The following is a 22,712-nucleotide window of genomic DNA, read 5'->3' as shown; positions in this document are numbered from 1 at the left end:
TCATCAATCCCCGGTCTGTGGGCGCACGCCCTGCTGGTTCTCGCGATCGGTTCCCTTGCCGTAGCCGGCGGTCAAGTCAGTCTCCAAGGTCTGTGCGAAATTACTGTCGTCAGGACTGATGTGATGCCGGTTCAGGAAATCAGTCATCGGATAACTTGCGTTGAACTCACCGGCCTTGAAGATCTCGTTGCGCTGTTTCTGGATGTCGTCTCCGCTGTCCTTCTGGTTGGACTCGGCCCAGTCTCCGATCCCATCACCAAGGACCTGTTCAACGAGTGCCTCACCATGCTCCATACCGAGTGGGATCAGCGTGCCGGCCACGCCTGCGGCGGCCACCGGCGGCAGGAACGCCGCTCCTGTGGCAACACCGACTCCTGCACCGAACTCGATCCAGGAGGCGCGCTTCTCCAGCGCATCGTTGTATTCCTTGTCCTTCTTCAGGCCTTCGGCTTCCACTTGGTCGGCCCTGGACTGGTCGAGCATGCCCTGGACTTCGGCGCCGGTCCGCAGTGCCTCGCGAACGCGTGGCTCGTGGATGTGACCGTTGGCATCGACCTGTGCCTCCATGCCAGTCGACGTGTAGACGCGTTCAGCGGTGGCGACTTCCGAGTAGGCGTCAGGGTGCTGACCCAGCGCGCTGAGGAACTTGCGGGCACCGTCCATGCCGAACTCGGCATGCCCATGTGCCCCCTTGTCGGGGGCGAACATGCTGTCCGTCCTGTTCTCGTTCAGGGCCCAGTTGACGTCGTCGATGTAGCCCGCGGTCATGCGGCCGATGCTCCCCGACAGCGCCTCTTCCTTCTTCAGGAGCGCGGGATCGCCGTATGCCTCCACTACCTTTTCCATCACCTTCGCTCCGTCGTCGGTACGAACGAGCTTGGGTGTGGGGTCGTCGTAGGCGTGGCCCAACGTCGCGGATTCCAACGCATGGCCCAGACTCTCGTGGCCGTATTTGTTGGTCAGGCCGTCGTTGGTGTTGTCGTTGGGCCAGTCGCGGTCCTGGGCGAAGTACTTGAACGCGTCGACGCTCTTGTGATCACGTGTGTCGTCGGGGGTGAGGTCCAGCTTGCTGTTGAAAAAGTCCGCAGAAGCCTTGGGGTTGTGGCCGAGCGCCTCCATGAAACCGGTCATCGGGTCCTGCCCGACACCCTTACCATCCCAATTCAACTTCGGCATCATGCCCATGGAAGGTGAGTGCCAGGCCTGGCCAGGCTTGATCCGCCCTTCATGAGTCAGTCGGCGTTCCGTAGCGAAAGCGGCGTTCCCGTAATCGTGCAGGAACCTCGAGTCGTACGAGCCGTCGCGCATGAGGTTGCTCATGATCTGGAACCCGTAGGCAGACGATCCGCGTGTTCGCACGATGTCGTCGCCGGACTTGATCATGTCCGCCTTCCACTTGGCCATGTCCGGGCTGTCGGAATGCGACGCGCTGGCCAGAGTGAAGCTCCAGTTCTTCTGGAGTTCTGCGAGCTGTTTGGGGTGGTCCACCCCGAGTCGGGAGCCATCACTGGGATCGCCCATGTCGGCCCAGTAGTCGAGTGTGCCCTTGGCTCCGACTTCGACCGCGAATCGTTCCGCGAAGTACTGATCGCCCTTGTTGTCCTTGAGGTACTTGTTCAGGCGGCTGATCTCTGCGGCGGTGGCGTCGTCGCCCTTCTCGACAATCTTTGCCGCGGCCTTCGCGTCCTCGGCGTCCTGCACCTTGCCCGCCTGCCTGAGCGAGTCGTAGTCGGTGCCTGAGAAGTTGTTGTCGTCCTTGCCCACCAGCGTGCGAAGAGCACGGGAGGCAATGTCGTCCGCATCGTTGGCCTTGTCGACGGCGGCCTTGATCTCGGAGCGGACACGGTCGAAGTCCTTCTGATCCGGATCGGGGCCGTCGTAGTCCTTGGGTCGGCGATCCGGATGGATCAGGTAACTGACGGTTCCGTCGGGATCGATGCGTATTCCTTGGTCGGGAGCGGCCTTGACGATGGCCTGTAGTTTCTCCTTGGCCGCCTTGAACTCCGTATGAGCGTCGCGAAGAATGTTCCGGATGCTCTCGGCCTCTTTGGCCGCGTCCCCGAACTCCTTGGCGGTCTTCTTCACAAAGGGTTTGGTGACGCCCGCGTTCTCGCCTTTCCAGTCGGCCTTCTCGGCCTTCCTCTGCATGCCGTTTTCGGCCGTCTCCTGAAGGGTCTGCAGCTTCTTGACCGTTTCCGACCAGTCATCGACGGCATCCTGAAGGCTGCCCAGACGAACGTTGAGGGCGTCGTCAAAAGTCACCACGATGAATGCCTCACTTGAAGTGCTTGTCGATCTCTTCGACGGAAAGGTTGGTCACGAGGATCTCTTCGTGCTTCGTGTGCGTCATGACGGTGTCCTCGAGGTGGTTGTGGATGTGCGCGCACGCGCTGAGCAGCGCCTCCGACTGGGAACGCCACCTGTCCCAGGCCGTCCACAGGGCCGCGCCGGTCTTGAAGCCGTCAGTGTTCAGATCGTTGGCAGCCTTGTCCGTCTGAGCACCCGCGTGAAACGCATCGGTCTCGAGGTGGTGGTAGAGCGTCTGCGCGTCGTTGCCCACGGCCTTGAGGTCCGGCGACGTCACGGTGTAGTCGGAGCCGCCGCCTCCTCCACCTCCGCTCGCGGCAAGCTGGTTGAGCTCCATGCTGCTGTGCTGGCGGGCCGTGGCCTTGCTACGAGCCTGCCCCCACATCTCATCGAACGACACGGTGGTCCCTTCGGATGTCACTGGCGACTGATCGGTTGCGTGCTCGCTCGCTCACGGGTGCTGACCCGGGCGGGGCGCTCCCTCGGATGGGGTGCCAGTGACGTGGCCTTGGGGTGGACCGAAGGACGGGTACTGCTGTTGTTGGTGTGGTGCGTACGGTTGGTACGCGGGCGGCATCGGCGGCGCGGCCGGAGCCGGAGTCGACCGGCGGCGGCGTGCGCGGAGTACCGGGATGGTGACGCCGGCCCCCAGGAGTGCGGCGATCGCGATGCCCAAGCCGATCCACAGGGAGGTGTTTCCGTCGTCGCCCGACTTGGATGCCGTGGCTCCTGGTTTGGCATCGTTCTTTCCGGCGTCTGTCGAGCCGGTGGACTCGGAGGCATTGGCAGACGGGGACTTGGAGGCTGCGGCGGCCAGGTCGGGGAGCGGGTACTCGTCCGCCGGCCCCGGGTCGCCGGGGTTCTGCAGCGCGGCACGGGGGCGGACGATGCCGTATCCGAAGTCGTCGTTCCGGGTCCAGCTCTTTTGGTTGCCCTTCATCGTGTTGATGAGGACCCGCAGCACCTGGTTGTTCGTCCAGCTGGGGTGCTTGGACCAGATGAGGGCGGCGGAGGCGGAAGCGATGGCGGTAGCGTCGCTGGTGCCCTGGCTCTTGCAGATCTGGCTTCCACCGAGGCAGGCGTGGAACATGCCGACGCCGGGAGCGGTGACATCGACCTCCGAGCCGTGCTGGGAGAACGCGGCTCGCTTGATCTTCTGAGTGATCGCGCCCACTCCCACGACGCCGGGAGTGGAGGCCGGGTACTGGGGGAGATTGGAGGTGTCACCGCTGTTGCCCACACCCGCGAAGATCAGTTTTCCCTTGGCGATGGCGTACTTGACGGCAGCCGCCAACTCCGGGGTGCTGACGTTCTTACGACCAGGTGAGTTACCAGTCGCCATGGAGATGTTGATGATCTGCACTTTGGAATCTGCCGCGTAGCGGATGGCCTTCGACATCGTCGCGGCGTATTCGGATCCCTCGTCGACCTGACCGAACTGCTCGGTGGAGTAGCGCATTCGGATAGGGAGAATCTTGGCTCCTGGGGCGAGCCCAAATGAGCCGTCCAGGGAACCTCGTGCGCCTGTGGCCGCGATCAGCGCGGCTATGTCGGTGCCGTGGCCGGCGATGTCGGTGTGCTCGTCCCCTCGCTGGGTTGAGTAGTCCTTGCCGTTGAGGACCTGCCCCTTGAGGTCGACCAGGGAGTCGTCGACCCCCGAATCGATGACGGCCACCGTGACGCCACGACCGGTGCTGGTCTTCCACATCTCGTCGGCGTGCATGGCATCGAGGTGCCATTGCCGCGCCCGGACCGACTCAGCATAGGCGGGGGTGGCGGCGATGCCGACGAGCAGCAGGCCGAGAACGGCCGACGCCGTTGGCAGTGGTCGCAGTGTCCGCTTGCCTCTGGTGAGCATGTGCCTTCCTGGGGTGGTCTCGGGCTCAGTCGATTACTGGAGGAAGAGCCCGGCGACTGTCCCGTGTCCAGGTCTCTTCGTCCTCGGAGAGGTAATCCGGACGTTGACCCTCCTGCTGCTGATCCTTTCGTGCGCCGGAGGGACGACCTGCCGCTCCTCCGATGCGTCCGGCCTGCGAACCATGTGTCGGCTCACCGGTATTGGACGACGAACGGACGAGTCCCGACCCACCAGCGGTGAAAGGACGTCCGCCATTGCGGCCAGGCTGCCCCGGACGGCCGCCGACGACTCCGCCGGTCTCCGAAGCGAGGCGACGACCGCCGACCAAGCCGCTGCCGGGGCTGGCTCCGCTACCGGCAGGAGAGCCCGGGGACATGCCCCGCCCCAAGGGAGTACGGCCCTGAACGTTCTCCTTGCCGATGACTGTTCCGCGCGGGATGCCGCTCGTTGCACGGCCGGGATTCGTGACCGGACGGCCCCCCACGATCCCGGTCTCCCGGGGCAGGCGAGGAATGCCTCCGATCGGCTTGCCCAATCCGGGCGTCTGGGGGAGACGCCCGGAAACAGGAATGCGCGCGGGAGGTGTCAGGCCGGGGCCGCGCCCGCCACCGCTGAAGGTAGGCGGCACGGAGGTCGGCTGATCGGGCAGCGGCACACCTCGGTGAGGCAGGTGGCCTTCGGAGGGAGCCGGGGTGACAGGGGGCGCAGTCCGCGGCAGCGTGTCCGTGCTGTCGATGTCCAGGGCGACGGGCTGAGACTGCTGGGCGCGGTGCCCTCCCTGACTTGCGGAGATGTGATCCGTGACGGCGGGCGAGCCCAGATGCGCGGCGGGGTGGGGGACGGTGCTGCCGCCACGCTCAGCAACGTAGCCGCTGCTCGAACTGCCGCCATCCGAGTACGTGCTACCTCCAGCCGCGTGGCTTTTGCCGTCGCCGACCCACCAGTTGCCCGAACCCGTCTTCCCCGCCGGCGGCGAAAACGTAGGCGGCGTCACGCTGTTCACCTGCTGAGCCGAGTACTCGTACGACTGCGCCAGCTTTCGCATCTGCTGGGCCGCCTCGGCGCGAGCCGCGTCGATGCGGGCCTGGGCCGCTGTCGCGTCGGACTGGGCGGACGTGGCCAGCTTCCGCGCGTCGGGGTCGTTGTGGGAGCCCGGCTGCCTGGCCGCCGCGATCGTCGCGTGGGCGTCGGCGAGGTCCGCCTTGGCCTGGTTCGTCTCCGAGGTGTCAGGCATGGCGGCCTTCGCCTCGCTGATGGCCTGAGACACCGTCCCCATCCAGTTCGAGGCCACCTCGGCGTACTGTCCGAGCCGGAGGGTTGCGCTCGCCGTCTGGCCGCCCCAGTCCCGGAAGGAGTCGCCTGCCTGACCCTGCCACTCCAGACCCTTGACGTGTGCCATGAGGTCGTCGCCGATCTTGGTGATCGTCGAGGCGGCCTTGGCGAGTTTTCCGGCGAGGTGGGAGGCGCCGGCCGAGCTGGCTTCGTCCAACATCGCTGCCAGTTGCTCGTGGGTCATGGACTCGAAGTCCGTACGAGCGAGTTGCGGTTCTCGCCGCGCGGGCTGCTCACCCATTACAGGCCCTCCTCGCTCTCCGCCGCAGGCGTCGACGTGGGCGACGCGGTCCGCTGATCGGCGTACGGATCCCGGTCAGCCACGTAGTACTTCTCGGTCTGCGCGTTGACCTGCTTCATCCGCGCCCGGATGTCCTCATCCAGATTCGCGTAGCCCACCCGCGAAGCGTGCACCGCCAGTCCCATCCCCTCGATCTGCGCGCTGAGCGCCTTGGAGAGGTTCTCCAACTCGTCGTGGACGAGGGTGTACGAGTCGTAAAGGAACTGTGCTTCCTTGAAGTCGGAGGAGCCCAGCTGGGCGCGGGCCAGTCGGTCCTGGCCGACCTTGCCCGGGGCTGCCTCCGACTTGTCGAGCTCGAGCAGGAGCTCGTCGACGCGCTTCTTGAAGTTCTTCATGGCGGTGTGCTGGATGTCCAGCGCCATCTGCGGGTTCACCCCGGCCAGGCTGTCGAACGACGTGCCCGTGTCCGGTGCGCCGTGGGCACCGCCCGATCCGCCGCCCCCGTTCGAACTCACCTCAGCTGCCTCCCCGTTCTCCCCGTTCGCTTCGTTCGCTCGTTCATCCGAACGAAGTAAAGACTCGATCAATCACTCTAATGGCGTTGCGGAAGCAACCCCACCTGAATCAGCGACGCACCACGCTTGCGTGACACGAACACGCCACGGCCGGGCGGCATCGGTCGGGCTCGGACGTTGCCCAGGATGTCGCCCTCGCTCGGATCGCCGGAGAGGACGAGGCCCTGTGCGCCGAGCTCCTTCACGCGCTGCATGAAGGACTCGTACATCGCGCGCGAGGCGCCGGCCTGGCTGCGGGCGATGATGAACTTGACGCCGACATCGCGGGCGAAGGGCAGGTGCTCCACCAACGAGGCCAGTGGATTGCCCGAGTTGGTGGCGACCAGCTCGTAGTCGTCGACGATGACGAACAGCTGCGGGCCGTTCCACCAGCTGCGGTCGCGAAGCTGCTGCGGCGTGATGTCCGGCTTCGGCGCGCGCATCTCCATGAACTGGCGGATCGCGTCCATGTGGACCTGCATCGCCGACGCCATCGGGGCGTACTCCAGCAGGTGTTCCTCCGACACGGCCTCCAGCATCGTGCGCCGGTAGTCACCGACGACGATCCGCGCCTCGGCGGGTGTGTAGCGTTCCGCGATCTGCTTGGCGATCAGGCGCAGCAGGTTCGTCTTGCCGGACTCGCTCTCGCCGAAGACGAGGAAGAACGGGTCGGTGTCGAGATTGACGAACACCGGCTCCAGGTTCGCCTCGTCGATGCCGATCGCGATGCCGTGCTGCGGGAACTCGAAGCCCTTGGGGAGCTGGTCGGCCGGCAGCTTGCGCGGCAGGAGACGGACCGTGGGGGCCGCCGGGCCCTGCCAGTTGGCCTTGGCCGCCTGGACGAGCTGCGTCGTCGCCTCGGCCAGGTCGTGCGACGAGGGTGAGGCGTCGATGCGCGGCAGGGCCGTCATGTAGTGCAGCTTCTCCGGCACCTGGCCACGGCCGGGGACGCCAGACGGCACGTTCACCGCCACCTTGCGGTCGAACTCGGAGTCCATCGGGTCACCCAGCCGCAGCTCCAGCCGGCCCAGGATCTGGTCCTTGAGGGCCGCCCGGACCTCCATGTACCGGGAGGCGGAGACGACGACGTGGATGCCGTAGCCCAGGCCGCGGCCCGCGATGTCGTTGACGACACCCTCCAGGCCCTCGAAGTCCGTCTTGAAGTTGCCCCAGCCGTCGATGACCAGGAAGACGTCACCCCAGGCCTCGCCGGGCAGCTCACCCGCCGCGCGGCGCCTGCGGTACGTCGCGACGGAGTCGACGCCGTTGGCGCGGAAGAACTGCTCGCGGCGGTTGAGGATGCCCGCCACCTCCGCGACCGTACGGCGGACCCGCTCAGGGTCCAGCCGGGACGCGGTCCCGCCCACGTGCGGCAGGTCCGACAGGGCCGCCAGACCGCCGCCACCGAAGTCCAGGCAGTAGAACTGCACCTCGTGCGGTGTGTGCGTGAGCGCGAAGGACGCGACCAACGTGCGGAGCAGCGTGGACTTTCCGGACTGCGGTCCGCCCACGACCATCATGTGGCCCGCCGCGCCGGAGAAGTCCCGGTACAGCACCTCGCGCTTTTGCTCGAACGGCTTGTCGATCAGGCCGATCGGCACCGTCAGACCGCCCAGGTGCGTGTACTCAGGCGCCTGGAGGCCGCGTTCCGGGGACACGGACAGCGCCGGCAGCAACTGGTCCAGCGTGGGCGCCTGGTCCAGCGGGGGAAGCCACACCTGGTGCGCGGGAACACCCTGGCCCTCCAGCCGCTGCACGATGACGTCCAGCACCGTGTCGGCCAGCGCGTCGTCATCCGGACGGGCGCCCGCTGCCTGCGCCTGCGCCAGGTCGGGCGCCGCGTAGGCCACCGGCACGGGAGGGGCGGTGAAGAGCGCCGGGCGGCGCTCGACGGGCAGGCTGCCCTGCGCGACCTCGGGACCACCCGCGCGGTACGTCCCCGACACGTACGCCGCCTTGAAACGCACCATCTCGTCCGTGCCGAACTTCAGATACCCGGAGCCGGGGACGGAGGGGAGGTGATAGGCGTCGGGCACGCCCAGGGCCGCCCGGGACTCGGCCGCGGAGAAGGTCCGCAGGCCGATCCGGTACGACAGGTAGGTGTCCAGCCCCCGAAGACGGCCCTCCTCCAGACGCTGCGAGGCGAGCAGCAGGTGCACACCCAGGGACCGGCCGATGCGGCCGATCTGAATGAACATGTCGATGAAGTCCGGCTTGGCCGTGAGGAGTTCGCTGAACTCGTCGATCACGAGGACGAGGGACGCCAGCGGCTCAAGGGGCGCACCGGCGGCGCGGGCCTTTTCGTAGTCGTGGATGTTGGCGTAGTTCCCGGCCGAGCGCAGCAGCTCCTGCCGCCGCTGCAACTCACCCCGGATCGCGTCACCCATGCGGTCGACCAGCGTCAGATCGTCGGCCAGGTTGGTGATCACGGCCGCGACGTGCGGCATCTGCGACATGCCGGCGAAGGTCGCGCCGCCCTTGAAGTCGGCGAGGACGAAGTTCAGCGTCTCGGAGGAGTGGGTGACGGCGAGGCCCAGCACGAGGGTGCGCAGCAGTTCCGACTTGCCGGAGCCGGTGGCACCGACGCACAGGCCGTGCGGCCCCATGCCGTCCTGGGCCGCCTCCTTGAGGTCCAGCATCACGGGCTGGCCGTCCTCGCCGACGCCGATCGGCACGCGCAGCCGCTCCGGGACGGAACGCGGCCGCCAGGTGCGGGTGACGTCCACGGAGGCGGCGTCGCCCAGCCCCAGGAGGTCGGTGAAGTCCAGGTTGGCGAGCAGCGGTTCGTCGTCGTCCCCGCCACCCATGCGCAGCGGCGCGAGCTGCCGGGCCAGCGCCTCGGCGGCAGGCAGGGACAACCCGTCGGGCACGCCCTCGAAGGCGACACCGCCGCCGGAGTCCAGCCACAGCCGGTCCGGGCGGACGACGATCGACAGGTCGCCGCGAGGCTGGTCCAGCTCTCCGGGGACGACCTCCACGATCGTCACCCCCTGAAGTCCCTCTGCCGCGGCGAACGCCGATGTGGGGGGCACCATGCCGCCGTCCAGGACCACCAGGATGTGCGGCTGGTCCAGCACGGGCTGGCCGTCGCGGCTGAACCGGGGGCGGCCGTCCAGCCGGCCCGCGAGCAGCTGCTCCAGTTCGCCCAGGTCGTCGCCGAAGAGACGGCGCGTGCCCGCCCCGTCGAACTGGCCCGCCAACTGGCAGTGCGGCAGCCACTTCGTCCAGTCCCAGCGGGCCACGGAGCCCGGCGAGGTCACCACGGCCACGACCAGGTCGTCGGGGGAGTGGAGGGTGGCCGCCTGCGCCACCAGCGCACGCGCCGCCGACCGGGTGCACTCCGCGTCGCCGGACACCGTCACGTGGTAGAAGGCACGCAGCGAGACCGCTACCGGCAGGCCGTCCAACTGGCCGTGCACCGCCAGGAACCGCTGCATGGCGCCCGCGCACAACGGCTCCAGCTCGTCCACCGGCGCGGTGTGCGGTGCCACCAGGGGAGTGGACAGCTGCTGCGGCCCCACCCCTATGCGGACCTGCCCGAAGTCGAGGTCCCCGACGCGCCGTTCCCACACCCGGCTGCCCTCGGCGACCACCGACCAGAGCTGCTCCGGCGACGGATGCAGGTACAGCTGCGCGTCACGTTGCCGCAGCGCGGTCTTGCGGACCGCGCGCCGGGTCTGCGCGAGGTAGCGGAGGTAGTCGCGGCGCACATCCGCCATTTGCCCTTGCGTACCCCGGCGGTAGCGGACGATCTGCGAGACCACCATCGCGGCCGTCGACATCAACATCACCACGCCCATGATCCGCATGAACGGGTGGGCGTTCGGCGAAGCGAAGTAGAACACCACCGACGAGCCCATGCCGAGGGTCGGCAGGACCTGCATCAGCATGCCCTCCTGCTGCCCGCGCGGCAGCTCGGGAGGAGCCTCCAATTGCAGCTCATCCACGGGCACTTCGGGCGGTAGGGTGCGTGGCGGGCGCTTGATGACGATCTGGCTCACCGGAGCATCAATCCCCTATACGGACGATCGGTTGATCACCGGCACCCCCGTGGCGACGGTCGTCCTCCGTGTGCAGGCGATCCTACTTGTCAGCACTGACACCACCTGCCGGTAGGGTGACGCCCGCAGCGTACGCATCCGCGAACAGGGGGTAAGTGAAGGTGAGTACGACCGCGGCAACGGGATTCTCCAGGGTCACGGTGGTGGCGCCCGACAGCCGGATCGACGTGGCGCTGCCGGTGGACATCGCCGTCGCCGACGTCTACCCGGAGATCCTCCGCCTCACGGGCCAGACCCAGCCGGCCGGAACCCCGACCGGCTACCACCTGGTCCGCCGGGACGGCAGCGTCCTCGACGGTGCCCGGACCCTCGCGGACGAACGAGTGCTCGACGGCGAAGTGCTCAGCCTGCGTCCCTTCGCCGAGTCGCTTCCGCCCGCGGTCTACGACGACGTCTCGGACGCCGTCGCCTCCGCCGTGGTACGCGACCGGCACCTGTGGAGCGACGAACTGCTGCGCGTGGCGGGCCTGACCGGCGGCGCGCTGTTGCTGCTGCTGTGCGGCTTCGTGCTCTGGTACGCCGAGCCCGTGCGCCACGACATGTACGGGCTGCCCGGCATCATCGCCGCAGGCCTCGGCCTGTTGCTGACCGCTTTCGCGGGCGTACGCGCGCGTGTGTACGGCGACCGGGCCGCGGCCGTCGCCGTGGGTCTGGGCGCGCTGCCCCTGCTGATGATCGCGGGCTCCGGAATCGTCGCACCGCCCCACGGGCAAGGGCCGGGCAAGCTCCAGTTCATGCTGGGCTGCGTGGCCGTCCTGGTGGTCTCGGTCGCGCTGGTGGCACTCACCCCCGGAGGGGACGCGCCCTTCGTGGCCGCCTCCTTCCTCGCGGCGGTCGGCACCCTGGTCACTTTCGCGGCCATCCTCACTGAGGCGTCCGCCACCGCCACCGCCTCGGTGTGCGCCCCCGCCGCCATCGGACTGGTGGCCTTCCTCCCCGGTCTTTCGGCCCGCTTCGCCCGCCTCCCCATCGGTTACGCCTCGCCGCGCTCCGCCACGCACGACGACTTCGACCCCGACCCCGCCCAGGGCCCGGACGCCGACCCGCTCGACGCCGAGCACATCGCCGCCCAGGCCCGCCGCGGCCACGAGATGCTGCTCGGCCTGGTGGGTGGCACATCGGCCGTGGTGGTGGCCGCCGCGGCCGTCCTCGGCTTCTCCGACAACGTCTGGGGCCAACTGCTCGCCCTGACCACGGGCCTGGCCATGCTGATCCGCGCCCGGCTCTTCCGGTACACCTCCCAGGTGGCCTGCGTCCTGGTCGCCGGCCTGGCCGCCGTCGCGCTCCTGCTGCTCGGCCTCGCCCTGCACCCGCCGGCCGACGCCGTCGCGGACCTCGTCCTGCACGGCGACAGCGGAGCGCTCGACCTGCGCACCGCCTGGCTGACGGCGGCCGTCGCGGCCGGGGCCGCGCTGATCACCGCGATCGGCCTCGTCATCCCGCGCAAGGGACTGTCACCCTTCTGGGGCCGATTCCTCGATCTCGCCGAGGGGACCGTCCTGCTCACCCTGGCCCCGCTCTGTCTCGCGGTGCTGGGTGTCCTCACCGAGGTGCGTTCCCTGGTCGGATAGGGCGGCGCAGCGCCGCCCGCGGGCACTGGTACCCTGAGTGACGGCCGTTTGTGTACGCACCCCCGGAGCCATGCAGGCACCCCTGCAAACCCTGGAGGCCGCGCCCAGCGGACCCCCGCCTCCGAGTAACGGAAGCCTCCCCGAGATGAAGACCGGGGGCACTCGGTGGCCATTCGCAGACCATAGAGGAGTACGCGTGTCGCTCGACGCCGCTACGAAGAAGCAGATCATCGCCGAGTTCGGCCAGAAGGAGGGCGACACCGGCTCCCCCGAGGTCCAGGTCGCCATGCTCTCGCGCCGGATCTCCGACCTGACCGAGCACCTCAAGACGCACAAGCACGACCACCACTCCCGCCGTGGTCTGCTGATCCTGGTCGGTCAGCGCCGTCGCCTGCTGCAGTACCTGGCCAAGAAGGACATCCAGCGCTTCCGTACGCTGGTCGACCGCCTCGGCATCCGCCGTGGTGCGGCGGGCGCCAAGTAAGACGCTGTGAGGGGAGCGGTTCCCGGAGGGTTCGGGGGCCGCTCCCTTTGCCGTACGTGCCCGCCGTACGGCGGAAACGTGCGGAGTGTCACCCACGCTTTGTAGTGTGGTAGCACAACGCAATACGCAGGACACAGCACGACAAGAAGAGGGGAAGCGCGACTCGCCGCCGCCGGTCCTCGGTAGTGGCCCCCGGGGGAAGTGAGCCCCGGGTGCTTCGATCGAAGACCGGCCCGCACCAGACGGAGCGCTTCTCCGCCACCGTCCCCCCGCCACACGGGCGAGGAGGGACGAAAGACGACAAGTAACGGAGAAAACGCTAGTGGAGAACGAGACCCACTACGCCGAGGCCGTCATCGACAACGGCGCCTTCGGCACCCGTACCATCCGCTTCGAGACGGGCCGCCTGGCCAAGCAGGCCGCCGGTTCCGCCGTGGCGTACCTGGACGACGACACCATGGTGCTGTCGGCCACCACCGCCTCCAAGAACCCCAAGGACCAGCTCGACTTCTTCCCGCTGACGGTGGACGTCGAGGAGCGCATGTACGCGGCCGGGAAGATCCCCGGTTCCTTCTTCCGCCGTGAGGGCCGGCCGAGCGAGGACGCGATCCTCACCTGCCGTCTGATCGACCGCCCGCTGCGCCCGTCCTTCAAGAAGGGCCTGCGCAACGAGATCCAGGTCGTCGCCACGATCATGGCGCTCAACCCCGACCACCTGTACGACGTCGTCGCGATCAACGCCGCGTCCGCGTCCACCCAGCTGGCCGGTCTGCCCTTCTCCGGCCCGATCGGCGGCGTCCGCGTCGCGCTGATCCGCGGCCAGTGGGTCGCCTTCCCGACGCACACCGAGCTCGAGGACGCCGTCTTCGACATGGTGGTCGCCGGTCGCGTCCTGGAGGACGGCGACGTCGCCATCATGATGGTCGAGGCGGAGGCCACCGAGAAGACCATCAAGCTGGTCGAGGGCGGCTCCGAGGCGCCCACCGAGGAGGTCGTCGCCGCCGGTCTGGAGGCCGCGAAGCCCTTCATCAAGGTGCTGTGCCGGGCCCAGGCCGACCTCGCGTCGAAGGCCGCCAAGCCGACCGCCGAGTTCCCGATCTTCCTGGACTACCAGGACGACGTCCTCGAGGCACTGACGGCCGCCGTCCGCCCCGAGCTCGCCCAGGCGCTCACCATCGCCGGCAAGCAGGAGCGCGAGTCCGAGCTGGACCGCGTCAAGCAGCTCGCCGCCGAGAAGCTCCTGCCGGAGTTCGAGGGCCGCGAGAAGGAGATCTCCGCCGCGTACCGCTCGCTGACCAAGACCCTGGTCCGTGAGCGCGTCATCAAGGAGAAGAAGCGCATCGACGGCCGCGGTGTCACCGACATCCGCACGCTGGCCGCCGAGGTCGAGGCCATCCCGCGGGTCCACGGCTCGGCCGTGTTCGAGCGTGGCGAGACCCAGATCCTGGGCGTCACCACCCTCAACATGCTCCGCATGGAGCAGCAGCTGGACACCCTCTCCCCGGTGACCCGCAAGCGCTACATGCACAACTACAACTTCCCGCCCTACTCCACCGGCGAGACCGGCCGCGTCGGCTCCCCGAAGCGTCGCGAGATCGGCCACGGCGCTCTCGCCGAGCGCGCCCTCGTGCCGGTGCTGCCCACGCGCGAGGAGTTCCCCTACGCGATCCGCCAGGTGTCCGAGGCCCTCAGCTCCAACGGCTCGACGTCCATGGGTTCGGTCTGCGCCTCCACCATGTCGCTGCTGAACGCCGGTGTGCCGCTGAAGGCCCCGGTCGCCGGTATCGCCATGGGCCTTATCTCCCAGGAGGTCGAGGGCGAGACGCACTACGTCACCCTCACCGACATCCTCGGCGCCGAGGACGCCTTCGGCGACATGGACTTCAAGGTCGCCGGCACCAAGGAGTTCGTCACCGCCCTCCAGCTCGACACCAAGCTGGACGGCATCCCGGCCTCCGTCCTCGCCGCGGCCCTCAAGCAGGCCCGCGACGCGCGTCTGCACATCCTCGACGTGATGATGGAGGCCATCGACCGGCCCGACGAGATGAGCCCGCACGCCCCGCGGATCATCACCGTCAAGATCCCGGTCGACAAGATCGGTGAGGTCATCGGCCCCAAGGGCAAGATGATCAACCAGATCCAGGAGGACACGGGCGCCGAGATCACCATCGAGGACGACGGCACGATCTACATCGGCGCCGCCGACGGCCCCTCCGCCGAGGCCGCCCGCGCCACGATCAACGGCATCGCCAACCCGACGATGCCCGAGGTCGGCGAGCGCTACCTCGGTACGGTCGTGAAGACGACCACCTTCGGTGCGTTCGTCTCCCTGCTGCCCGGCAAGGACGGTCTGCTGCACATCTCGCAGATCCGCAAGCTCGCCGGCGGCAAGCGCGTGGAGAACGTCGAGGACGTCCTCGGCGTGGGCCAGAAGGTCCAGGTCGAGATCGCCGAGATCGACTCCCGCGGCAAGCTCTCCCTCGTTCCGGTGATCGAGGGCGAAGAAGGCTCCGACGAGACGAAGAAGGACGACGCCGAGCAGTGACGTCCCGTAGCTCCAAGGCGACGGCCCGCACCTCTTCGGAGGCGCGGGCCGTCGCCCGTACCCAAACCCTCATCAAGGGCACGAACGGCATCGGCACGGTCCGCAAGACCACCCTCCCCGGCGGCCTGCGCATCGTCACCGAGACCCTGCCCTCCGTGCGCTCCGCGACCTTCGGCATCTGGGCGCACGTCGGCTCCCGGGACGAGACGCCGTCCCTGAACGGCGCCACCCACTACCTGGAGCACCTGCTCTTCAAGGGCACGCAGCGCCGCTCCGCCCTGGACATCTCCGCCGCCGTCGACGCCGTCGGCGGCGAGATGAACGCGTTCACGGCGAAGGAGTACACGTGCTACTACGCACGCGTGCTCGACACCGACCTGCCGCTCGCCATAGACGTGGTCTGCGACATGCTGACCGGCTCCCTCATCCTCGATGAGGACGTCAACGTCGAGCGCGGCGCGATCCTCGAAGAGATCGCCATGACCGAGGACGACCCGGGCGACTGCGTACACGACCTGTTCGCGCACACGATGTTCGGCGACAACCCGCTCGGCCGCCCGGTCCTCGGCACGGTCGACACGGTCAACGCCCTCACCGCCGACCGCATCCGCCGCTTCTACAAGAAGCACTACGACCCCACCCATCTGGTGGTGGCGTGCGCCGGCAACGTCGACCACAACAAGGTCGTACGACAGGTCCGCGCCGCCTTCGAGAAGGCGGGCGCCCTCAAGAGCGACGACTCGGTACCGGTCGCCCCACGCAACGGCCGGCGCGGCATCCGCACCGCCGGCCGCCTCGAACTGCTGGCCCGCAAGACCGAGCAGGCGCACGTCGTCCTCGGCATGCCCGGCCTGGCCCGCACGGACGACCGCCGCTGGGCCATGGGCGTGCTCAACACGGCCCTCGGCGGCGGCATGTCGTCCCGCCTGTTCCAGGAGGTCCGGGAGAAGCGCGGCCTGGCCTACAGCGTGTACTCGTACACCTCGGGCTTCGCCGACTGCGGCCTGTTCGGCGTGTACGCGGGCTGCCGCCCGAGCCAGGTGCACGATGTGCTCAAGATCTGCCGCGACGAGCTCGACCACGTGGCCGAGCACGGCCTGTCCGACGACGAGATCGGCCGCGCCATCGGCCAGCTCCGGGGCTCCACGGTCCTGGGCCTCGAGGACACCGGCGCGCTGATGAACCGTATCGGCAAGAGCGAGCTGTGCTGGGGCGAGCAGATGTCCGTGGACGACATGCTGGCTCAGATAGCGGCCGTCACGCCGGACGAGGTGCGCGCGGTGGCGCGCGACATCCTGGGACAGCGCCCGTCGCTGTCGGTCATCGGCCCGCTGAAGGACAAGCAGGCCGCACGGCTGCACGACGCCGTGGCCTGATCCCCTGCCATCCCCTCGCTAAGGAAGCAACAGACATGAGCAAGCTGCGCGTGGCGGTCCTCGGGGCCAAGGGACGCATCGGTGCCGAGGCCGCCCGGGCCGTCGAGGCCGCCGAGGACATGGAGCTGGTCGCCGCCCTGAGCCGGGGCGACAAGCTGGAGACCCTGGCCGAGACCGGAGCCCAGGTCGCGGTGGAGCTGACCACCCCTGCCTCGGTCATGGGCAACCTGGACTTCTGCGTGCGCCACGGCATCCACGCGGTCGTCGGGACCACGGGCTGGACCGACGACCGCCTCGCACAGCTGAAGGGCTGGCTGGCGCAGTCCCCGCAGACCGGTGTGCTCATCGCCCCGAACTTCTCCATCGGGGCCGTACTGACCATGAAGTTCGCGCAGATCGCCGCGCCGTACTTCGAGTCCGTCGAGGTCGTCGAACTGCATCACCCGAACAAGGTGGACGCCCCCAGCGGCACCGCCACGCGTACCGCCCAGCTCATCGCCGAGGCCCGGCGACAGGCGGGCGCGGCCCCGGCTCCGGACGCCACGGTCACCGCCCTGGACGGCGCGCGGGGCGCCAGCGTCGACGGTGTCCCCGTGCACGCCGTCCGCCTGCGCGGTCTGCTGGCCCACCAGGAGGTGCTGCTGGGCGGCGAGGGCGAGACCCTCACCATCCGCCACGACTCCCTCCACCACAGCAGCTTCATGCCGGGCATCCTGCTCGGCGCGCGCCGCGTCGTCACCACTCCGGGCCTGACCTTCGGCCTGGAGCACTTCCTGGACCTGGGCTGATCCGGGGCCTCCTGACATGCGCGCGAAGATCTCCTATGCCGTCACGGCCGCCGTCCTGGTCTTCTACTTCGTCCTGGTCGGCAGCCGTGGCGTCATGCTCATCCAGTCCGGCACGGTCCTCACCGTCACCTTCGGGGTCGCGGTCCTGATCCTGCCGGTGATCGGCCTGTGGTTCCTGTGGAAGAACACCCAGTTCGTCCGCAAGGCCAACCAGCTCGCCGCGGAACTCGACGCCGAGGGCGGCCTGCCCGTGGACGAGCTGAAACGCACCCCTGGCGGCCGTATCGACCGCGACTCGGCCGACGAGGTCTTCGCCAAGCGCAAGGCCGAGACTGAGGCGGCACCCGACGACTGGCGCAGCTGGTTCCGCCTCGCCGTCGCCTACCACGACGCCCGCGACACCCCGCGCGCGCGCAAGGCGATGCAACGGGCGATCGCCCTGCACGACGGCAGGCCCGTCCAGACCTGAGCACCACACCGACGCGAAAGGGGCCGGTCCGCACCACCGCGGACCGGCCCCTTTCGTGTTGTCCCCGGAGGCGGCAACCGGTCAGCCCCGCCGGTTCTCCGCCGCCCACGCCTCCACCGCGTCGGCCGCCCGGTCGAAGGCGGCGCCCCGGCCCACGAAGTCCAGGTTGTGCGTGGTCAACAGCGGCGGCAGGTCCTGCGCGCCGCGATCCCGGCGTACGAGGGTCAACGCCTGCCCCTGCACCGTGCGGGGCAACCCCAGCCAGCGCACCGGCTGCTGGAGCGTGCGCACCGCGACGATCCGCTCCCAGGGCGTGGTGCGGGTCAGGAAGAAGCCCACCTGGCGCACTCCGCGCCCGCTCACCCAGACGCCCATGCGCAACAGCCGCAGCGAGCCGAGGATGATCACCACGGCGGCGGCGAAGACCGCCCCGGCCGAGGACGGCGAGTCGGTCAGAGCGATGAGAACCGCGGCGAACAGCACGAACGAGGCGAGCATCAGGCACAGCGCCGCCACGGCCACGCGCCACGGGCCGGGCCGGTAGGGCCGGCGCCAGCGGTCGCGGTCGTCGTGCGGCAGCGGGCTGTCGGGTGTCGCCTCGAAGGTGCGGTCGGCCGCCAGGAAGGGCAGGGGCACGGCGGGTCCTCACTCACTCCATGCGTGGGCTGTGCCCGGTGAGGCTATCCGCCTGTGTTCCCGCTCACCACCCGAGGGGGGCCGGAAGAGTCAGTGGCCCTGTGAGGCCTGTGATTGCTGTGTCTGCCCGGCGGTCGGGGTCGACAGCGTCGGCGTGCCGATGACCAGGGAGCCCACCAGCCCGGCGACGATGGTCAGCCCGAGCAGCCAGCGCCCGGCCATCTGGCCCACGGAGGCCCGCTCACGGGCCGGGGGAGTGACATTGCTGCGGAACTTGTCGGCTTCGGCGACGAAGGCGAAGGGTACGGGCTCGCGCCGACGGAACATCGGTAACGCGTCTCCTCTCGGGGTCGAACTGCTGTGTCTCACCAACACAGACGCACGGGTCCCCCAAAAGGTGCCCGCTTGACCCGAATTCACAGAACTTCACCGAAGATGTCGCGTCCCGGCACCGAACGGCCCGATGTCAGAGCCGGGCCGTAGAGTGGGCGCCGCCCGAGAGAAGCAGTGGGAAGGACCCCCCGAGCCGTGACCGACACCCCCGCCGGCGACCTCAAGCCCGGTTTCCGCAGCGACGTCACCGTCGAGCTGGTCAAGCACACCGCCTCCGACGCCGACGTGCTGTTCGCCGCCCGCGTCTCCACGGTCGGCGAGCAGTCCCTGGAGGAGCTGGACAAGGACCCGGAGCGCTCCAAGGGGCTGATCAACTACCTCATGCGCGACCGGCACGGCAGCCCCTTCGAGCACAACTCGATGACGTTCTTCATCAGCGCCCCGATCTTCGTCTTCCGCGAGTTCATGCGGCACCGCGTGGGCTGGTCGTACAACGAGGAGAGCGGCCGCTACCGGGAGCTCCAGCCGGTCTTCTACGTCCCCGACGAGGCCCGCAAGCTCGTCCAGGAGGGCCGCCCCGGCAAGTACGTCTTCGTCGAGGGCAGCCAGGCGCAGCAGGAGCTGGTCGGCCGCGTCATGGAGGACTCCTACCGGCAGGCGTACGAGGCCTACCAGGAGATGCTCGCCGCCGGCGTCGCCCGGGAGGTGGCCCGCGCGGTCCTGCCCGTCGGCCTGTTCTCCTCGATGTACGCGACCTGCAACGCCCGCTCGCTGATGCACTTCCTCGGCCTGCGCACCCAGCACGAACTGGCCAAGGTGCCGTCGTTCCCGCAACGGGAGATCGAGATGGTCGGCGAGAAGATGGAGGCGGAGTGGGCCAGGCTCATGCCGCTCACGTACGCCGCCTTCAACGCCAACGGGCGCGTCGCGCCGTAGCTCGGCACAGATGTGCGGTCAGCCTCCCGAAGTGTCCGTATTGCGGCATTTGGAGAAGTTCATCTAGCCTGATCGAACGGACCCGGCACTGCTTGAACCCCCGAGCAGGCAGTGCCGGGTTCCATGTTTGTCCAGACTTTTCGGGCACCCCGCGGGCAGACCACTCATTGCGCACCGAGTAGCGTGTTACCCATGGCTCCGACCTCGACTCCGCAGACCCCCTTCGGGCGGGTCCTCACCGCCATGGTCACGCCCTTCACGGCGGACGGCGCACTCGACCTCGACGGCGCGCAGCGGCTCGCCACGCACCTGGTGGACGCAGGCAACGACGGCCTGATCATCAACGGCACCACCGGCGAGTCCCCCACCACCAGCGACGCGGAGAAAGCGGACCTCGTACGAGCCGTACTGGAGGCGGTCGGCGACCGCGCCCACGTCGTGGCCGGAGTCGGCACCAACGACACCCACCACAGCATCGAGCTGGCCCGCGCCGCCGAGCAGGTGGGCGCACACGGCCTGCTGGTCGTCACCCCGTACTACAACAAGCCCCCCCAGGAGGGCCTGTACCGGCACTTCACGGCCGTCGCCGACGCCGCCGAGCTGCCGGTCATGCTCTACGACATCCCCGGCCGCAGCGGTGTCCCGATCAACAGCGAGACGCTCGTCCGCCTCGCCGAGCACCCGAGAATCGTCGCCAACAAGGACGCCAAGGGCGACCTCGGCCGCGCCAGCTGGGCCATCGCCCAGTCCGGCCTCGCCTGGTACTCCGGCGACGACATGCTCAACCTGCCCCTGCTCTCCGTGGGCGCGGTCGGCTTCGTCTCGGTCGTCGGCCACGTGGTCACCCCCGACCTGCGGGCCCTGGTGGAGGCCTTCGTCTCCGGCGACGTCCAGAAGGCGACCGAGATCCACCAGAAGCTGCTCCCGGTCTACACCGGCATGTTCCGCACCCAGGGCGTCATGACCACCAAGGCCGCGCTCGCGCTCCAGGGCCTGCCCGCCGGACCGCTGCGCGCGCCCATGGTCGAGCTCACGCCCGAGGAGATTGCCCAGCTCAAGATCGATCTTGCTGCCGGCGGGGTACAGCTCTAACACCAGACTTCGCGCGGGCCCACCGCGCGCCAAGGCTCCACAACCGAAAACCAACAGAATCAGCGGGCCACCGGTGCCCGCACCCCACAACGACAACTGCTTCTGCACGAACGTCACGCGCGCCACGTGCCCAACCGGTACGTGGCGCGCGTGGTGAGGAGAGTCTTTTGAGTCATCCGCATCCTGAACTGGGCCCGCCCCCGCCGCTCCCCGAGGGTGGCCTCCGGGTCACCCCGCTCGGCGGCCTCGGCGAGATCGGCCGAAACATGACGGTCTTCGAGTACGGCGGCCGTCTCCTGATCGTCGACTGCGGGGTGCTCTTCCCCGAGGAGGAGCAGCCCGGAATCGACCTGATCCTGCCGGACTTCTCGTCCGTCAGAGACCGCCTCGACGACATCGAGGGCATCGTCCTCACCCACGGCCACGAGGACCACATCGGCGGCGTCCCCTTCCTCCTCCGCGAGAAGCCGGACATCCCGCTGATCGGCTCCAAGCTGACCCTCGCCCTCATCGAGGCCAAGCTCCAGGAGCACCGCATCCGCCCCTACACGCTCGAGGTCGCCGAGGGGAACCGGGAGCGCATCGGGCCCTTCGACTGCGAGTTCGTAGCGGTCAACCACTCCATCCCCGACGCCCTGGCCGTGGCCATCCGCACGCCCGCCGGCATGGCGGTCCACACGGGTGACTTCAAGATGGACCAGCTCCCGCTGGACAACCGCCTGACCGACCTGCACGCGTTCGCGCGGCTGAGCGAGGAGGGCATCGACCTCCTCCTCGCCGACTCGACGAACGCCGAGGTCCCGGGGTTCGTGCCGCCCGAGCGGGACATCTCCAACGTCCTGCGCCAGGTCTTCGCGGGTGCCCGCAAGCGGATCATCGTGGCGAGCTTCGCCAGCCACGTGCACCGCATCCAGCAGATCCTCGACGCGGCGCACGAGTACGGCCGCCGGGTCGCCTTCGTCGGCCGCTCGATGGTCCGCAACATGGGCATCGCCCGCGACCTGGGCTACCTGAAGGTCCCGCCGGGCCTGGTGGTCGACGTCAAGACGCTCGACGACCTTCCGGACCACGAGGTGGTCCTGGTCTGCACGGGGTCCCAGGGCGAGCCCATGGCCGCGCTGTCGCGCATGGCCAACCGCGACCATCAGATCAGGATCGTCGACGGCGACACCGTCATCCTGGCGTCGTCACTGATCCCCGGGAACGAGAACGCGGTGTACCGCGTGATCAACGGCCTGACCCGCTGGGGCGCGAACGTCGTCCACAAGGGCAACGCCAAGGTGCATGTTTCCGGACACGCGTCCGCGGGCGAGTTGCTGTACTTCTACAACATCTGCCGCCCGAAGAACCTGATGCCGGTGCACGGCGAATGGCGCCACCTGCGGGCCAACGCCGAGCTCGGCGCCCTGACCGGCGTTCCGCACGACCGGATCGTGATCGCCGAGGACGGCGTGGTCGTCGACCTCGTCGAGGGCAAGGCGAAGATCTCCGGCAAGGTCCAGGCCGGTTACGTGTACGTCGACGGGCTCTCCGTCGGCGACGTGGGCGAGCCGGCGCTGAAGGACCGGAAGATCCTCGGCGACGAGGGCATCATCTCGGTCTTCGTGGTCATGGACTCATCCACCGGCAAGATCACCGGCGGCCCGCACGTCCAGGCCCGTGGTTCCGGCATCGAGGACTCCGCCTTCACGGACGTCATCCCGAGGATCACGGAAGTACTGGAGCGGTCCGCCCAGGACGGGGTCGTGGAGCCCCACCAGCTCCAACAGCTCGTCCGCCGGACCCTCGGCAAGTGGGTCTCGGACACGTATCGCCGCAGGCCAATGATCCTCCCGGTCGTGGTGGAGGTCTGACCTGCGTACGACCCCTCGTACGCGTGAACCTGGAGCGGGGCCCCTCGATTTGCATCGGGGCGCCCCGCTCCAGTACGTTTACGGCTCCGCCCGATCGGGAACCCAAGTGCTTCATGCGCTGGACGTCGGTCTCCCGGACCGGGTGGAAAATCCGACTCAGAACTTCTGATAAAGTCGGAACCGCCGGAAAGGGAAACGCGAGAGCGGGAACCTGGAAAGCACCGAGGAAATCGGATCGAGAAAAGATCTGATAGAGTCGGAAACGCAAGACCGAAG

17 protein-coding genes are annotated in these 22,712 nt (G+C 68.6%); 9 read left to right on the top strand and 8 right to left on the bottom strand.

Features of this window, described 5'->3' with window-relative positions:
- Positions 1-3: 3 nt before the first annotated feature.
- The 6 genes from ACFY01_RS33805 to eccCa form a co-directional block, all read right to left on the bottom strand.
- Positions 4-2,265 carry a hypothetical protein gene (locus ACFY01_RS33805; RefSeq protein WP_390739581.1) on the bottom strand — a complete coding sequence of 754 codons (2,262 nt, stop codon included), beginning with the start codon at positions 2,263-2,265 and terminating at the stop codon, positions 4-6.
- A gap of 10 nt (positions 2,266-2,275) precedes the next feature.
- A complete protein-coding gene (locus tag ACFY01_RS33800; RefSeq protein WP_390739580.1) occupies positions 2,276-2,707 on the bottom strand; it encodes a hypothetical protein in 432 nt (143 codons plus the stop codon).
- A 51-nt stretch (positions 2,708-2,758) separates the two neighbouring features.
- The gene (gene mycP / locus ACFY01_RS33795) at positions 2,759-4,165 is read right to left on the bottom strand and encodes a type VII secretion-associated serine protease mycosin (protein ID WP_390739579.1); all 1,407 of its coding nucleotides are present in this window, start codon (positions 4,163-4,165) and stop codon (positions 2,759-2,761) included.
- A 25-nt stretch (positions 4,166-4,190) separates the two neighbouring features.
- A complete protein-coding gene (locus ACFY01_RS33790; protein ID WP_390739578.1) occupies positions 4,191-5,738 on the bottom strand; it encodes a hypothetical protein in 1,548 nt (515 codons plus the stop codon).
- On the bottom strand, positions 5,738-6,253 hold the full coding sequence (locus ACFY01_RS33785; RefSeq protein WP_390739577.1) for a hypothetical protein: 516 nt from the start codon (positions 6,251-6,253) through the stop codon (positions 5,738-5,740). Before ACFY01_RS33785 ends, ACFY01_RS33790 begins: the two co-directional genes overlap by 1 nt.
- Positions 6,254-6,330: 77 nt before the next feature.
- The gene (eccCa, locus tag ACFY01_RS33780) at positions 6,331-10,293 is read right to left on the bottom strand and encodes a type VII secretion protein EccCa (RefSeq protein ID WP_390739576.1); all 3,963 of its coding nucleotides are present in this window, start codon (positions 10,291-10,293) and stop codon (positions 6,331-6,333) included.
- Positions 10,294-10,454: 161 nt separating this feature from the next.
- Between eccCa and eccD the strand changes: the two genes are divergently transcribed.
- From eccD to ACFY01_RS33750, 6 genes are all read left to right on the top strand, one after another.
- Positions 10,455-11,924, top strand: a complete 1,470-nt coding sequence (gene eccD / locus ACFY01_RS33775) for a type VII secretion integral membrane protein EccD (RefSeq protein WP_390739575.1) — start codon at positions 10,455-10,457, stop codon at positions 11,922-11,924.
- Positions 11,925-12,120: 196 nt separating this feature from the next.
- Positions 12,121-12,408 carry a 30S ribosomal protein S15 gene (gene rpsO / locus ACFY01_RS33770; RefSeq protein ID WP_016432306.1) on the top strand — a complete coding sequence of 96 codons (288 nt, stop codon included), beginning with the start codon at positions 12,121-12,123 and terminating at the stop codon, positions 12,406-12,408.
- Between the two features lie 322 nt (positions 12,409-12,730).
- Complete coding sequence (locus ACFY01_RS33765; protein WP_390739574.1) at positions 12,731-14,953, top strand: polyribonucleotide nucleotidyltransferase; 2,223 nt, start codon at positions 12,731-12,733, stop codon at positions 14,951-14,953.
- Complete coding sequence (locus ACFY01_RS33760; protein ID WP_390739573.1) at positions 14,950-16,329, top strand: M16 family metallopeptidase; 1,380 nt, start codon at positions 14,950-14,952, stop codon at positions 16,327-16,329. Before ACFY01_RS33765 ends, ACFY01_RS33760 begins: the two co-directional genes overlap by 4 nt.
- Positions 16,330-16,364: 35 nt before the next feature.
- The gene (gene dapB, locus ACFY01_RS33755) at positions 16,365-17,117 is read left to right on the top strand and encodes a 4-hydroxy-tetrahydrodipicolinate reductase (RefSeq protein ID WP_390739572.1); all 753 of its coding nucleotides are present in this window, start codon (positions 16,365-16,367) and stop codon (positions 17,115-17,117) included.
- Between the two features lie 16 nt (positions 17,118-17,133).
- A complete protein-coding gene (locus ACFY01_RS33750) occupies positions 17,134-17,586 on the top strand; it encodes a hypothetical protein (RefSeq protein WP_390739571.1) in 453 nt (150 codons plus the stop codon).
- A gap of 81 nt (positions 17,587-17,667) precedes the next feature.
- Here the strand turns inward: ACFY01_RS33750 and ACFY01_RS33745 are convergent, their stop codons facing one another.
- Together ACFY01_RS33745 and ACFY01_RS33740 are read right to left on the bottom strand one after the other, a co-directional pair.
- Complete coding sequence (locus tag ACFY01_RS33745) at positions 17,668-18,222, bottom strand: hypothetical protein (RefSeq protein ID WP_390739570.1); 555 nt, start codon at positions 18,220-18,222, stop codon at positions 17,668-17,670.
- 90 nt (positions 18,223-18,312) lie between these two features.
- Positions 18,313-18,549, bottom strand: a complete 237-nt coding sequence (locus tag ACFY01_RS33740; RefSeq protein WP_390739569.1) for a hypothetical protein — start codon at positions 18,547-18,549, stop codon at positions 18,313-18,315.
- A 201-nt stretch (positions 18,550-18,750) separates the two neighbouring features.
- Between ACFY01_RS33740 and thyX the strand changes: the two genes are divergently transcribed.
- The 3 genes from thyX to ACFY01_RS33725 all read left to right on the top strand — a co-directional run bounded on the left by thyX (position 18,751) and on the right by ACFY01_RS33725 (position 22,436).
- Positions 18,751-19,491 (top strand): FAD-dependent thymidylate synthase, encoded by a 741-nt coding sequence (gene thyX / locus ACFY01_RS33735; RefSeq protein WP_390739568.1) that lies wholly within the window; start codon positions 18,751-18,753, stop codon positions 19,489-19,491.
- Positions 19,492-19,683: 192 nt separating this feature from the next.
- Positions 19,684-20,583, top strand: coding sequence for a 4-hydroxy-tetrahydrodipicolinate synthase (gene dapA / locus ACFY01_RS33730; RefSeq protein WP_390739567.1), 900 nt, complete (start codon positions 19,684-19,686; stop codon positions 20,581-20,583).
- A 167-nt stretch (positions 20,584-20,750) separates the two neighbouring features.
- Positions 20,751-22,436 carry a ribonuclease J gene (locus ACFY01_RS33725; RefSeq protein WP_390739566.1) on the top strand — a complete coding sequence of 562 codons (1,686 nt, stop codon included), beginning with the start codon at positions 20,751-20,753 and terminating at the stop codon, positions 22,434-22,436.
- Positions 22,437-22,712: the final 276 nt, after the last annotated feature.

Source organism: Streptomyces sp. NPDC001480, from assembly GCF_042894725.1.
In the GTDB taxonomy this organism is placed as follows: Bacteria; Actinomycetota; Actinomycetes; order Streptomycetales; family Streptomycetaceae; genus Streptomyces.
The sequence above is the reverse complement of the archived record's forward strand: the minus strand, read 5'-3'. Positions and strand labels throughout refer to the sequence as shown.

Bases quoted from the DNA above. Each gene is read 5' to 3' on its own strand.
- ACFY01_RS33740 (WP_390739569.1), bottom strand. From the start codon at position 18,549: ATGTTCCGTCGGCGCGAGCCCGTACCCTTCGCCTTCGTCGCCGAAGCC.
- ACFY01_RS33790 (WP_390739578.1), bottom strand. From the start codon at position 5,738: ATGGGTGAGCAGCCCGCGCGGCGAGAACCGCAACTCGCTCGTACGGAC.
- dapB (WP_390739572.1), top strand. From the start codon at position 16,365: ATGAGCAAGCTGCGCGTGGCGGTCCTCGGGGCCAAGGGACGCATCGGT.
- ACFY01_RS33750 (WP_390739571.1), top strand. From the start codon at position 17,134: ATGCGCGCGAAGATCTCCTATGCCGTCACGGCCGCCGTCCTGGTCTTC.
- dapA (WP_390739567.1), top strand. From the start codon at position 19,684: ATGGCTCCGACCTCGACTCCGCAGACCCCCTTCGGGCGGGTCCTCACC.
- mycP (WP_390739579.1), bottom strand. From the start codon at position 4,165: ATGCTCACCAGAGGCAAGCGGACACTGCGACCACTGCCAACGGCGTCG.